The organism is Pseudomonas sp. ABFPK, assembly GCF_001586765.1.
Classification (GTDB): Bacteria; Pseudomonadota; Gammaproteobacteria; order Pseudomonadales; family Pseudomonadaceae; genus Aquipseudomonas; species Aquipseudomonas asiatica.
This window is the reverse complement of record NZ_LQXW01000034.1, coordinates 101,368-114,170: the sequence shown is the minus strand read 5'-3', so window position 1 is coordinate 114,170 and position 12,803 is coordinate 101,368. Positions and strand designations below refer to the sequence as shown.

Here is a 12,803-nt window from a genome sequence, read left to right as displayed (position 1 = left end):
CACTCCTAGCGGGATTTCTCGAAAGGTTTCACAAATGTGATTCTAGGCTCTTTCACCGGACCTTCGACACGGTAGTGCACGCTGGCGAAGCGTGACACCCGGTCACCGATCAGCCGGTCCACCAGGAACAGCGCCCCGCCCACGGCTGGCGCGCCGACAATCAGGGCTGCCAGCGGCAGGTTGTTGGTCACTGGCAGACTTACCTGCAGGTTGGCATCGACCCGGTCGCGCACCAGGTCCAGTGTGCCGTCCAGCTCGAAGTTGCTCGACGGGCCGGTCACAGCGATTGGCTCGCGGGTCACATAGACACCGTCACTGGCTACCAGCAAGCCTTTGACACGGTCGTAGGCCAGGCCCTTGTCGAACAGGTCGGAGAAGTCCAGGCGCAAGCGCCGGCCGATGGAGTTGAAGTTCAGCAGGCCGAACACCCGCAGCGCCTGGGCACTGCCCTCGACCTCAACGAACTGGCCGGTGCGCAGGGCTGCGTCCATGCTGCCGGAGAAGCGCTTGAGGCTCACCGAGGCCGGCGAACCCGGCCAGCGGCCATCCACATCCAGGCGGAAGTCGCGGCTGGTCACGGTCGGTGCAAAGCCCCAGGCCTTGAGCACATCCGCCAGGTTCTTGCCGTCCAGGCGCCCTTTGTACCAACTGCCGGTTTTTCCCGGTTCGCCTTCCCAGCCACCGCCACCATCGATACGCAGGCCTTTGAAGTCGAGGTCTATATCGCTGGCGGTCACGCCACGCGCGGTCGGCCGCAGCTTGAGCGACGCACTGCCGTACAGGTCGTCACCGCGATAGAGCTTGTCAATGCTCAGGTCCAGCGCCGGAACCTTGCGCGGGTCGAACGAAGCCAGCGGGTCCGGGCCCTCCTCGGCCTGTGCCTCTGCCTGCTTTTCCGCCGCGCTGGCGGCGGGCAGGCGCAAGGTCTGCATGCGCACCACCATTGGCGCACCCTTGGCATCCGGCACCCGGGCGTTGCCGATGACTTCCTTGCTATCGAGGCGCAAATCCCAGGCGGGGCCGCCACGGGCCAGGCGCACCACGGCCTGGTTCAGGTCCAGGCCAAAGGCTTTCAGCTGGCCGATGCTCAGGTCTACGCCTTGCAGGTTCTGCCTCGCGCTACCGCCCGGGTCATCGCCGGCCAGGCGCGCCGCCTGTTCCTGCCAGGGCCCCAGGTCCAGCGTCTCCAGGTGCCCGCGCACTCGCAGGCCCTGGCCGGCAGGTACCTGGGCGTCACCGGTGCCCAGCAGCAACTCGCCACGGCCCTGCCCCAGCTTCTCGGCCGGCGCGGCGTAGGCAAAGCGGGCAAGGTCGGTGTAGGCGACATCGAAGCGCCGCTCCGGCCCCTGCAGGGTCATGCTGAAACGGGTGTCACGGGTATCGGACGCTGCCTTGCCAAAGGGTGCTGGCAGGTCGATGGCCAGGCCCTTGAGGCTGGAATTGACGCTCAGGCGGTTGTCTCGGCTACCCAGGCTGACCTGCAACTGGTACGGCAGGTCGCCGGAAGCCGGCAAGGCCTGGTTGAACTGCAGCCAGTCGGTCAGTGCCTTGAGCGACACCTGGCCGCTGGCGTTGACGCGTGTCTGCATCTGCCCGGGCTGGCCTTCGGCGGTGATTTGCGCCGTCACCGGCTTGCCGAAGGCCTGCAGGCTGATGCCCTTGCCGCTCAGGCCCTTGTCCAAATCGAAACTGAAGTCACCCTTCAGGCGGCTCAACTCCAGGCTCGGCGGCGCCACCTTCAGCCGGGCATCGTCGGTGGCAAAGTCCACCTGCACTTTCGGCCGCTGCCCGCGGGCCAGCGGAATGTCGAGCTTGACCTTGCCCTTGAGCGGCCCCTCGCCCTCCCAGCCGGCAAATATCTCGCCAGTGCCGATTGGCGCCTCCTTGAGGATCTTCAGGCCATCGCCCAGGCTCCCGTCGAAGTCACCATCGAGGTACAGGTGGCTGTGCTGGCCCTCGTCGACATGCGGGATATCGACGCTCACATTACTGACCTTGGTGTCGAGGAGTACGCCACGCTGGGCCTTGATGCGCACACCACTGTCCTCGATGAACACATCGCCATCCACGTGCTGCACCTGCGGCCAGCCCGGCTGGAAGTCCAAGGCTGCATCACGCACCTTGAAGAACAGGCTGATGCTGCGGGCTTCCGGCGCGACACCATGGTTCAGCGAGCCTTGGTACTGGAAGTAGCCTTCGTCCACCGTGCCTTTGACGATCGCACTGCGCAGCCATTCGTCGAGTGCCGGGCTGAGCACCTCGGGCAGGTACTTGGCGGTGTAGCGGCCATCGCCTTCGGTCAGGCCGACGCGCAGGTCCATGTAGTCTTCACGGCCTTCTTCGAACAACAGGCGAATGAGGAAGTCACCGGCGATCTTGCCCTCCTCGCCCAGTACCTTGAGGTAAGGCGCGACCAGGGTGAAACCCTCCTTGTCCAGGGCCCAGGTCAGGCGCGCATTGGCCTTCTGGTAATGCCAGGGTTTGGCGAAGATCGGGTACAGGTGCAGCATGAACGCATCGGTATCAAGGCGCAGTTCGCCATGACCAAGGTCTCCGCTGATGCTGCCGCTGACGTTACCGGCTGCCGGGGCGTTGTGATAGGCATCGAAACCGACCTTCTCCAGGTTGGCTTCGAACTGCAGGCGCTGGTCACCCTCAGCCTTGGGCCGGGCTACCAGACGCACATTGCGCAACGCGCCGGTCACATTCAGGCCATCGACCACGGCCATGACCTTGTCCGGCAGTGGCGCCAGGGCATCGACGAGCGGTGTCAACGGCGTGAGGTCGAGGCGGTCGGCCTGCACGTTCCAGCTTTCCGCGGCAGCGTCCTCGCCTGGACGCTGCTGCATTTGCAGGTGCGACTCCCAACGTGTCTTGCCGACGTCCATGGCCAGGGAGTCGACTACCACATCGAAGCCTTGTTCCTGGCGCTGGAACCAGGCACCCAGGGCCAGGTTGTTCAGCCTGGCCGCCTTGCGCCCGGCATAGGCACCGTGCAGCTCCGGTGCATTGAGGCGTACAACGGCCTGCTGCAACTGCCCCTTGCTCCAGTCGACCCAGAACTCGCCGCCCGCCCGCAGGGCGTCGGCATGCCACTGGCCCAGCAGGCGTGGCGGCAGCCAACGCGCCCAGTCACTCTGTGGCAGGCTCAGGTAGGCTTCAACCTGGCCGTCGCGCCAGGCGCTGGGCGTGGCACGACTGCGCAGGTTCAGCGAAAGCGGTTGGCCATCGGGCAGGGTCGCGCGCAGGTCCAGGGCATGGCGCGAAGCTCCAGCCTGCAGGCCAACGCTCACATAAGTGAGGGTCAACGGGTCGCGCTGCCAGGGGTGCAGGGTGACCTGACTGTCGAACACATCGATCCGGCCCAACTGGCGCAGGCGCTGCAACAACTCGGCAGGGTCAAGCGGCGCATCGTCCTTCTTCGGCAGGCCTTCGAGGCTCCAGGCGCCCTGCTCGTTCTCGCGCAGGATCAGTTGCAGGCCGCCCAACTGAATGCGTGCCAGGCGTACCTCGCGGGCGGCGAGGCTGGCCCAGACATCGGGTACCACCTTGACGTCGTCCAGGCGCAGAGCCGTGGCCCCCTCGCCCAGTTGCAGGTCGCGCACCCGCAGCACCGGTGCCAGGCCGCTCCAGCGGCCTTCCAGGGCACCAACGTGCACGGGCAGGCCCAAAGCCTGCTCGGCCTTGCTTTCCACATCGGCGCGATACTCGGCCACCAACGGCACCAGTTCGCGGCCGAGGCTGACATACAGCGCCACCAGTACCGCCAGCAGGGCACAAACGCCCAGCGCCCAGCGGGTCAAGGCGACAAGAACGCGGGTCAGACGTCCCATGGCCATTGCCCTCCAGGTCGTTTATCCATGATGGCCCGTAGCCCCGGATTTTCCAGCCCGGGCCACCTGCGGCGCGTTTCAGAAGGCCTCAGAGCAGCACCACATCGTATTGTTCCTGCGAATACATCGACTCCACCTGGAAACGAATGGTTCGGCCGATAAAGGCCTCCAGCTCCGCGACGTTACCGGATTCTTCATCCAGCAACCGATCGACCACCTTCTGGTTGGCCAGCACGCGGTAGCCTTCGGCCTGATATGCACGGGCCTCGCGCAGGATCTCGCGGAAGATTTCGTAACAGATGGTCTCGGGGGTTTTCAGCTTGCCACGGCCCTGACAGGCCAGGCAGGGCTCGCACAGCACCTGTTCCAGGCTTTCGCGTGTGCGCTTGCGGGTCATCTGCACCAGGCCCAGCTCGGTGATGCCGATGATGTTGGTCTTGGCGTGATCGCGCTCCAGCTGCTTTTCCAGCGTGCGCAGCACCTGGCGCTGGTGCTCCTCGTCTTCCATGTCGATGAAGTCGATGATGATGATGCCGCCGATATTGCGCAGGCGCAGTTGCCGGGCGATGGCGGTGGCGGCCTCGAGGTTGGTCTTGAAGATGGTCTCTTCAAGGTTGCGATGGCCGACGAAGGCGCCGGTGTTCACATCGATCGTGGTCATCGCTTCAGCCGGGTCGACCACCAGGTAGCCACCGGACTTCAGCGGCACCTTGCGCTCCAGTGCACGCTGGATCTCGTCCTCGACGCCATACAGGTCGAAAATCGGCCGTTCGCCCGGGTAGTGTTCGAGGCGGTCGGCGATTTCCGGCATAAGTTCGCCAACGAACTGCGTGGTCTTCTGGAAGGTTTCCCGCGAGTCGATGCGGATCTTCTCGATCTTCGGGTTGACCAGGTCACGCAAGGTACGCAGGGCCAGGCCCAGGTCCTCGTAGATGACCGTGGGCGCACCGCAGGTCTTGATCTGGGTGCCGATCTGCTCCCACAGGCGGCGCAGGTAGCGAATGTCCTGCAGGATCTCTTCAGCGCGTGCGCCTTCGGCGGCGGTACGCAGGATGAAGCCACCGGCGTCCTTGATGTTCTCGCTTTCCATGCAGTCGCTGACTACCTGCTTGAGGCGCTCGCGCTCGGCTTCGTCTTCGATCTTCAGGGAAATGCCGACATGGCTGCTGCGCGGCATGTATACCAGGTAGCGCGACGGGATCGACAGCTGGGTGGTCAGGCGCGCGCCCTTGGTGCCGATCGGGTCCTTGGTCACCTGCACCACCAGGGCCTGTCCCTCGTGCACCAGAGCGGTGATGTTCTCTACCGCCGAGCCTTCGCGCTGGGATATTTCCGAGGCATGGATGAATGCCGCGCGCTCCAGGCCGATGTCGACGAAGGCCGCCTGCATGCCCGGCAGCACACGCACCACCTTGCCTTTGTAGATATTGCCGACGATGCCCCGGCGCTGGGTGCGCTCGACATGCACTTCCTGCAGCACCCCGTTTTCCACCACCGCCACGCGCGACTCCATCGGGGTGATGTTGATCAGGATCTCTTCACTCATGGCAGGCTCTCGTCAAAGGTCTTGGATAATGATGGATGGCGTATGCAGTGCTGGCTACCGCTGGTTTGTTACCTCTGGCGTATGCGCGGGCGATTGCCAGCAGGCAATGCCGAATTGGCCAAGCAGTTCGGCCGTTTCACTGAGGGGCAAGCCGACCACCGCCGAGTAGCTGCCGGAAAGGCCGGTGACGAACACCGCGCCCAAGCCCTGGATGGCATAGCCGCCGGCCTTGTCCGCGGGCTCACCGCTGGCCCAGTAGCGTTGCGCTTCCTCGGCGCTGATCGCACGGAAGCGCACCTTGCTGGTGACGCACAGGCTGTGCACGCGCTGGCCATCGCTCAGGGCGACCGCGGTCAATACCTGGTGCTCGCGGCCCGAAAGGTCGGCCAGCATGGCCAGGGCATCTTCGCGGTTTTCCGGTTTGCCGAGAATACGACCATCGAGCACCACGGCAGTGTCTGCGCCCAGCACCACAGCCGGACCTTCAAGGCAGGCCAGGCCGGCGGCAGCCTTGGCCCGGGCCAGGCGCTCGACGTAGGCCGGGGCGCTTTCATCGGGCAGTGGGGTTTCATCGATGGGGGCACTGACGACACTGAACGGCACACCGATCTGGGCCAGCAGTTCACGACGACGGGGCGAGCCGGAGGCCAGGTATAGCGGGTTCATGCAGACATCTCCCTGTCAGTCGCGGCGGCGCCGTCAGTTGATATGCAAGCGTCGGCGCAGGTCGCGCAGGGCGAAACTGATCCACGGCCAGAGCAAGGCACTGATTACCGCTGACCAGACCAGCGCCAGGGTGGGCAGCCGGTTGCCGGTCAGCGCGCTGAGCCACAGCTGGATCAGCTGGGCAATGCCGAAGATCACCAGAATCACCAGGCTCTGCTGCCACATGGGGAACATGCGCAGGCGCTGCTGCAAGGACAGCACCAGGAAGGTGATGAGGGTGAGGATCAGCGCGTTCTGCCCCAGCAAGGTGCCATACAGCACATCCTCGGCCAGGCCCAGCACGAACGCGGTGGTCATGCCGACCTTGTTCGGTACGGCGAGGGTCCAGAACGACACCAGCAAGGCCAGCCACATGGGCCGGAACACTTCCATGAACTGCGGCATGGGCGAGACGCTGAGCAGCAGGCCGATGGCGAAAGTCAGCCAGATGACCCAGCCGTTGTTGCGGCGTGATGCAGCCATCATTGCCTCCGGGTGTGAGCGGGTGCGGCAGGCGCTGCAGCCGGCGTGGCAGGTGCGGCCACCGGAGCTGCAGGCTGCGCAGCCGGGGCTGTCGGGGCCGCTGGTGTGGCCGGCGTGGCAGGGGCACTGCCAGCTGGTGCGCCCTGCTCGCCCGTCGTGGCCGGCTGGCCTGGGGCCGAGGTGCCCTTGCGGTCAGCCTCCTCCTGGGCAATGGCGGCATCGGTGGCGCGCTGTTCCGGGCTGCGCCGGTCGCTGAACACCAGCAGCATGTAGCGGCTGCGGTTGAGCGCGGCGGTTGGGATGGCACGAACGATGGCGAACGGCTGGCCGGAATCGTGGATCACTTCGTTGACCGTAGCCACCGGGTAACCGGCCGGGAACCGTTGCCCCATGCCGGAACTGACCAGCAGGTCGCCTTCCTTGATGTCGGCGGTATCGGCCACATGGCGCAGCTCCAGGCGCTCCGGGTTGCCGGTGCCGCTGGCGATGGCGCGCAGGCCGTTGCGGTTGACCTGCACCGGGATGCTGTGGGTGGTATCGGTCAGCAACAGTACCCGCGAGGTGTACGGCATCAGCTCGACCACCTGGCCCATGAGGCCACGGGCATCGAGCACCGGCTGGCCAAGGAACACGCCATCACGCTCGCCCTTGTTGATCAGGATGCGGTGAGTGAACGGGTTGGGGTCGACACCGATCAGCTCGGCCACTTCGACCTTTTCGTTGACCAGCGCCGAGGAGTTGAGCAGTTCGCGCAGGCGCACGTTCTGCTCGGTCAGGGCCGCCAGCTTCTGCAGGCGCCCCTGCAGCAGCAGGGCTTCGGTCTTGAGCTTTTCGTTCTCGGCGATCAGTTCCGTACGGCTGCCGAACTGGCCGGCCACACCTTGCCACGCACGCTGCGGCAGGTCGGTGATCCAGTACGACTCCATGAGTACCAGGCCCATCTGGCTGCGCACTGGTTTGAGCACGTCGAAGCGCGCGTCGACAACCATCAACGCGACCGACATCACCACCAGGACGAGCAGGCGAACGCCCAGCGAAGGGCCCTTGGAGAAAAGCGGTTTAATGGGCCGTTCCTCGTGGACGACTCAGGAGGTCATTGGACATGGGAAACGCACCAGCCTGGTTGCGGGTTGACGGATACGGCGCCCCGAACGGGCGCCAGCCCAGCACATACAGGTAGCACTGTGCGTACTACCTGTAAACCGGGCGCTCGTGAACAGCGAGCGGAATCACTCGCTGGAGAGCAGGTCCATCGCGTGCTTGTCCATCATCTCCAGGGCGCGACCGCCGCCACGGGCGACACAGGTCAGCGGGTCTTCGGCGACGATCACCGGCAGGCCGGTTTCCTGGGCCAGCAGCTTGTCCAGGTCACGCAGCAGTGCGCCACCACCGGTCAGCACCAGGCCACGCTCGGCGATGTCCGAAGCCAGCTCGGGCGGCGATTGCTCCAAGGCACTCTTGACTGCCTGGACGATGGTCGCCAGGGACTCCTGCAGCGCTTCGAGCACTTCGTTGGAGTTCAGGGTGAAGGCACGCGGTACGCCCTCGGCCAGGTTGCGGCCGCGCACGTCGACTTCACGTACTTCGCCGCCCGGGTAGGCAGTACCGATTTCCTGCTTGATGCGCTCGGCGGTGGACTCGCCGATCAGGCTGCCGTAGTTGCGGCGCACGTAGGTGACGATGGCTTCGTCGAAGCGGTCACCGCCAACGCGGACGGATTCGGCATAGACCACGCCGTTCAGGGAGATCAGCGCGATTTCAGTGGTACCACCACCGATATCGACGACCATCGAACCGCGGGCTTCTTCGACCGGCAGGCCGGCACCGATGGCCGCGGCCATCGGCTCTTCGATCAGGAACACTTCACGGGCACCGGCACCCAGCGCCGATTCGCGAATGGCGCGGCGCTCTACCTGGGTCGACTTGCACGGCACGCAGATCAGCACGCGCGGGCTCGGCTGCAGGAAGCTGTTTTCGTGAACCTTGTTGATAAAATATTGCAACATTTTTTCGCAGACGCTGAAGTCGGCGATGACGCCGTCCTTCATCGGACGAATGGCAGCAATGTTGCCAGGCGTACGGCCCAGCATGCGCTTGGCTTCGGTACCGACGGCGACGACGCTTTTCTGGTTGCCATGGGTACGGATGGCAACAACCGAGGGCTCATTCAGGACGATACCGCGCTCACGCACGTAAATAAGGGTGTTGGCAGTACCCAGGTCGATGGACAGATCGCTGGAAAACATGCCACGCAGTTTCTTGAACATGGGAAAGTGACCCTGGGGAAAGCGTGGGTAAAAAAGTGCGGCAAACTCTAACAATGGCAGGGATTTTGGGCAAGGAGCCAATATGTTAAATTGGCTGTTTTTCCGAGCACGCCAGCAGAATTTCGCGGCCGTTAGACCGCCAGAAAGCTGACATGTTCCTCACTGCGGACCCGAATTCCGGTCTTTGTTTCCCCTGGAGATCCCCATGGCGCTTGAACGCTGCGACGTGGAAAAGATCGCCCATCTGGCCCGTCTGGGCCTGAATGATGGCGAACTGCCACGCATTACTGACGCACTGAACAGCATTCTCGGGCTGGTCGACCAGATGCAAGCGGTCGACACTACTGGCATCGAGCCACTGGCCCACCCCCTGGAGGCCAGCCAGCGCCTGCGTCCCGACCAGGTCACCGAGAGCAACCAGCGCGACGCCTACCAGGCCATCGCGCCGTCGACCGAAAGCGGTCTGTACCTGGTTCCCAAAGTCATCGAGTAAGGGATAGTGCCTGCCATGCATCAATTGACCCTGGCCGAGATCGCCCGCGGACTCGCCGACAAGTCGTTTTCCTCCGAAGAGCTGACCGGCGCCCTGCTGGCGCGAATCAAGCAGCTCGACCCGCAGATCAACAGCTTCATCAGCGTCACCGAAGACCTGGCCCTGGGCCAGGCGCGTGCCGCCGACGCCCGTCGCGCCGCTGGCGAAACCGGCGCGCTGCTGGGTGCCCCGATCGCCCACAAGGACCTGTTCTGCACCAACGGCGTACGCACCAGCTGCGGCTCGAAGATGCTCGACAACTTCAAGGCGCCGTATGACGCCACCGTGGTTGCCAAGCTGGCCGAAGCCGGCATGGTCACCCTGGGCAAGACCAACATGGACGAATTCGCCATGGGTTCGGCCAACGAATCCAGCCACTACGGCGCGGTGAAGAACCCATGGAACCTTGAGCACGTCCCGGGCGGCTCGTCGGGCGGTTCGGCCGCGGCAGTGGCTGCACGCCTGCTGCCAGCCACCACCGGCACCGACACCGGCGGCTCCATCCGCCAACCGGCGGCACTGACCAACCTCACCGGCCTCAAGCCAACCTACGGCCGCGTGTCGCGCTGGGGCATGATCGCCTACGCCTCCAGCCTCGACCAGGGTGGCCCGCTGGCCCGTACCGCCGAAGACTGCGCCCTGTTGCTGCAAGGCATGGCCGGTTTCGACGCCAAGGACTCCACCAGCATCGAAGAGCCGGTGCCGGACTACAGCGCCAACCTGAATGCTTCGCTGCAAGGCCTGCGCATCGGCCTGCCGAAGGAGTACTTCGGTGCCGGCCTCGACCCACGCATCGCCGACCTGGTCCAGGCCAGCGTCAAGGAGCTGGAAAAGCTCGGCGCGGTGGTCAAGGAAATCAGCCTGCCGAACATGCAGCACGCCATCCCGGCCTACTACGTGATCGCCCCCGCTGAAGCCTCGTCCAACCTGTCGCGTTTCGATGGCGTGCGCTTCGGCTACCGCTGCGAGAACCCGAAAGACCTCACCGACCTGTACAAGCGTTCGCGTGGCGAAGGCTTCGGTGTCGAAGTGCAGCGCCGCATCATGGTCGGCACCTACGCCCTGTCGGCCGGCTACTACGACGCCTACTACGTGAAGGCGCAGCAGATCCGCCGCCTGATCAAGAACGACTTCATGGCCGCCTTCAACGACGTCGACCTGATCCTCGGCCCGACCACGCCAAACCCGGCCTGGAAGCTCGGCGCCAAGAGCAGCGACCCGGTCGCCGCCTACCTGGAAGACGTCTACACCATCACCGCCAACCTGGCGGGCCTGCCGGGCCTGTCGATGCCGGCCGGCTTCGTCGATGGCCTGCCGGTCGGCGTGCAGCTGCTGGCGCCATACTTCCAGGAAGGCCGCCTGCTCAACGTCGCGCACCGCTACCAGCAAGTGACCGACTGGCACACCCGCGCCCCCAACGGCTTCTGAGGAATTCACACATGCAATGGGAAGTTGTGATCGGGCTGGAAATCCACACTCAGCTCGCCACCCAGTCGAAGATCTTCTCCGGCAGCGCCACCACCTTCGGTTCCGAGCCGAACACCCAGGCCAGCCTGGTTGACCTGGGCATGCCTGGCGTACTGCCAGTACTGAACCAGGAAGCCGTGCGCATGGCGTGCATGTTCGGCCTGGCCATCGATGCCGAGATCGGCAAGCGCAACGTGTTCGCGCGCAAGAACTACTTCTACCCGGACCTGCCCAAGGGCTACCAGATCAGCCAGATGGACCTGCCGATCGTCGGCAAGGGCCACCTGGACATCGCCCTGGAAGACGGCACCATCAAGCGCATCGGGGTAACCCGCGCGCACCTGGAAGAAGATGCCGGCAAGAGCCTGCACGAAGACTTCAGCGGCTCCACCGGCATCGACCTGAACCGTGCCGGCACCCCGCTGCTGGAAATCGTCTCCGAGCCCGACATGCGCAGCGCCAAGGAAGCCGTGGCCTACGTCAAGGCAATCCACGCGCTGGTGCGTTACCTGGGCATCTGCGACGGCAACATGGCCGAAGGCTCGCTGCGTTGCGACTGCAACGTGTCGATCCGCCCGAAAGGCCAGGCCGAGTTCGGCACCCGCTGCGAGATCAAGAACGTCAACTCGTTCCGCTTCATCGAGCGCGCGATCAACAGCGAGATCCAGCGCCAGATCGACCTGATCGAGGACGGCGGCAAGGTGGTACAGGAAACCCGCCTGTATGACCCGAACAAGGACGAGACCCGCTCCATGCGCAGCAAGGAGGAAGCCAACGACTACCGTTACTTCCCCGACCCGGACCTGCTGCCGGTGGTGATCGAGGACAGCTTCCTCGAAACCGTCCGCGCCGGCTTGCCGGAACTGCCGACGCAGAAGGTCGAGCGCTTCCAGAACCAGTACGGCCTGTCGGCCTACGACGCCAACGTGCTGGCTTCCAGCCGCGAGCAGGCGGACTACTTCGAGGAAGTGGTGAAGATCGGTGGCGATGCCAAGCTGGCTGCCAACTGGGTCATGGTCGAACTGGGCAGCCTGCTGAACAAGCTGGGCATCGAGATCGACCAGGCGCCGGTCAGCGCCGCACAGCTGGGCGGCATGCTGCTGCGTATCCGTGACAACACCATCAGCGGCAAGATCGCCAAGACCGTGTTCGAGGCCATGGCCGCCGGTGAAGGCGATGCCGACAGCATCATCGAAAGCAAGGGCCTGAAGCAGGTCACCGATACCGGTGCGATCGACAAGATGCTCGACGAGGTGCTGGCGGCAAACGCCGAGCAGGTCGAACAGTACCGCGCGGCCGACGAGGCCAAGCGTGGCAAGATGTTCGGCTTCTTTGTCGGCCAGGCGATGAAAGCCTCCAAAGGCAAAGCCAACCCGGGGCAAGTGAACCAATTGCTCAAGGCCAAGCTCGAAGGGTGACTGTTTTTCCCCTGTAGTCCTGCGAGGGCTTCGCCCTCGTTCGCGGCTAAAGCCGCTCCCACAGGTACAGCGCCGCTCGCCAGTGCAGCGCCGTACCTGTGGGAGCGGCTTTAGCCGCGAATGGCCGCACCGGAGCATTCGAATTGCTAAAACGATCCCTGAGCACCCTCGCCCTCTTCTCCCTGCTGGCCGGCTGCGCCAGCCAGGACATCGACCCCGACGGTTACGACAAGACCGGCACCGCCTCCTATTACGGCTCTCGCCACCACGGCAAACGCACCGCCAGCGGCGAACCGTTCAACCAGCGCGGCCTCACCGCCGCCCACCGCAGCCTGCCCTTCGGCACCCGGGTACGGGTGACCAACCTGGCCAACCAGCGCAGCGTCGTGGTGCGCATCAACGACCGTGGCCCACACACCCGCGGCCGCCTGATCGATCTTTCACGTGCCGCCGCAGAAAAAATCGGCATGATCCGTAGCGGAACCGCGCGCGTGCGAGTACAAGGGCTTAGCGACTGACGCGACAGGAGTCCGACCATTTTCGACCTGGCTA

General features: G+C 64.6%; 10 protein-coding genes. 4 read left to right on the top strand and 6 right to left on the bottom strand.

All coding sequences use genetic code 11. The annotated features are described in order from the left end of the window. Positions 1 to 5: 5 nt before the first annotated feature. The 6 genes from WM94_RS19705 to mreB all read right to left on the bottom strand — a co-directional run bounded on the left by WM94_RS19705 (position 6) and on the right by mreB (position 8,834). Positions 6 to 3,839 carry a YhdP family protein gene (locus WM94_RS19705; RefSeq protein ID WP_061551951.1) on the bottom strand — a complete coding sequence of 1,278 codons (3,834 nt, stop codon included), beginning with the start codon at positions 3,837 to 3,839 and terminating at the stop codon, positions 6 to 8. Positions 3,840 to 3,921: 82 nt separating this feature from the next. Beyond that, entirely contained in the window at positions 3,922 to 5,379 is a 1,458-nt protein-coding gene (gene rng, locus WM94_RS19700; protein WP_013971067.1) for a ribonuclease G, read from the bottom strand. Between the two features lie 54 nt (positions 5,380 to 5,433). Then, positions 5,434 to 6,045 (bottom strand): nucleoside triphosphate pyrophosphatase, encoded by a 612-nt coding sequence (locus WM94_RS19695; RefSeq protein ID WP_061551950.1) that lies wholly within the window; start codon positions 6,043 to 6,045, stop codon positions 5,434 to 5,436. A 33-nt stretch (positions 6,046 to 6,078) separates the two neighbouring features. After that, positions 6,079 to 6,567, bottom strand: coding sequence for a rod shape-determining protein MreD (gene mreD, locus WM94_RS19690; RefSeq protein ID WP_015269051.1), 489 nt, complete (start codon positions 6,565 to 6,567; stop codon positions 6,079 to 6,081). Then, positions 6,567 to 7,601: a rod shape-determining protein MreC gene (gene mreC, locus WM94_RS19685; RefSeq protein ID WP_220467601.1), complete on the bottom strand. Its 1,035-nt coding sequence runs from the start codon at positions 7,599 to 7,601 to the stop codon at positions 6,567 to 6,569. Before mreC ends, mreD begins: the two co-directional genes overlap by 1 nt. Before the next feature lie 195 nt (positions 7,602 to 7,796). Then, positions 7,797 to 8,834, bottom strand: a complete 1,038-nt coding sequence (gene mreB / locus WM94_RS19680; protein ID WP_003255163.1) for a rod shape-determining protein MreB — start codon at positions 8,832 to 8,834, stop codon at positions 7,797 to 7,799. A gap of 205 nt (positions 8,835 to 9,039) precedes the next feature. Between mreB and gatC the strand changes: the two genes are divergently transcribed. The 4 genes from gatC (at position 9,040) to WM94_RS19660 (ending at position 12,769) form a co-directional block, all read left to right on the top strand. Then, positions 9,040 to 9,327 carry an Asp-tRNA(Asn)/Glu-tRNA(Gln) amidotransferase subunit GatC gene (gatC, locus tag WM94_RS19675; RefSeq protein ID WP_003255165.1) on the top strand — a complete coding sequence of 96 codons (288 nt, stop codon included), beginning with the start codon at positions 9,040 to 9,042 and terminating at the stop codon, positions 9,325 to 9,327. Between the two features lie 15 nt (positions 9,328 to 9,342). Further along, positions 9,343 to 10,794 carry an Asp-tRNA(Asn)/Glu-tRNA(Gln) amidotransferase subunit GatA gene (gene gatA, locus WM94_RS19670; RefSeq protein ID WP_024086328.1) on the top strand — a complete coding sequence of 484 codons (1,452 nt, stop codon included), beginning with the start codon at positions 9,343 to 9,345 and terminating at the stop codon, positions 10,792 to 10,794. Between the two features lie 11 nt (positions 10,795 to 10,805). After that, positions 10,806 to 12,251: an Asp-tRNA(Asn)/Glu-tRNA(Gln) amidotransferase subunit GatB gene (gene gatB / locus WM94_RS19665; protein ID WP_013971062.1), complete on the top strand. Its 1,446-nt coding sequence runs from the start codon at positions 10,806 to 10,808 to the stop codon at positions 12,249 to 12,251. 143 nt (positions 12,252 to 12,394) lie between these two features. Next, positions 12,395 to 12,769: a septal ring lytic transglycosylase RlpA family protein gene (locus WM94_RS19660; protein WP_061551949.1), complete on the top strand. Its 375-nt coding sequence runs from the start codon at positions 12,395 to 12,397 to the stop codon at positions 12,767 to 12,769. Positions 12,770 to 12,803: the final 34 nt, after the last annotated feature.

What these genes read in the sequence shown, in the direction of transcription:
- WM94_RS19705 (WP_061551951.1), bottom strand. Translation starts at nt 3,839, where the DNA reads ATGGCCATGGGACGTCTGACCCGCGTTCTTGTCGCCTTGACCCGCTGG.
- mreD (WP_015269051.1), bottom strand. Translation starts at nt 6,567, where the DNA reads ATGGCTGCATCACGCCGCAACAACGGCTGGGTCATCTGGCTGACTTTC.
- gatA (WP_024086328.1), top strand. Translation starts at nt 9,343, where the DNA reads ATGCATCAATTGACCCTGGCCGAGATCGCCCGCGGACTCGCCGACAAG.
- gatC (WP_003255165.1), top strand. Translation starts at nt 9,040, where the DNA reads ATGGCGCTTGAACGCTGCGACGTGGAAAAGATCGCCCATCTGGCCCGT.
- gatB (WP_013971062.1), top strand. Translation starts at nt 10,806, where the DNA reads ATGCAATGGGAAGTTGTGATCGGGCTGGAAATCCACACTCAGCTCGCC.
- WM94_RS19695 (WP_061551950.1), bottom strand. Translation starts at nt 6,045, where the DNA reads ATGAACCCGCTATACCTGGCCTCCGGCTCGCCCCGTCGTCGTGAACTG.
- mreB (WP_003255163.1), bottom strand. Translation starts at nt 8,834, where the DNA reads ATGTTCAAGAAACTGCGTGGCATGTTTTCCAGCGATCTGTCCATCGAC.
- rng (WP_013971067.1), bottom strand. Translation starts at nt 5,379, where the DNA reads ATGAGTGAAGAGATCCTGATCAACATCACCCCGATGGAGTCGCGCGTG.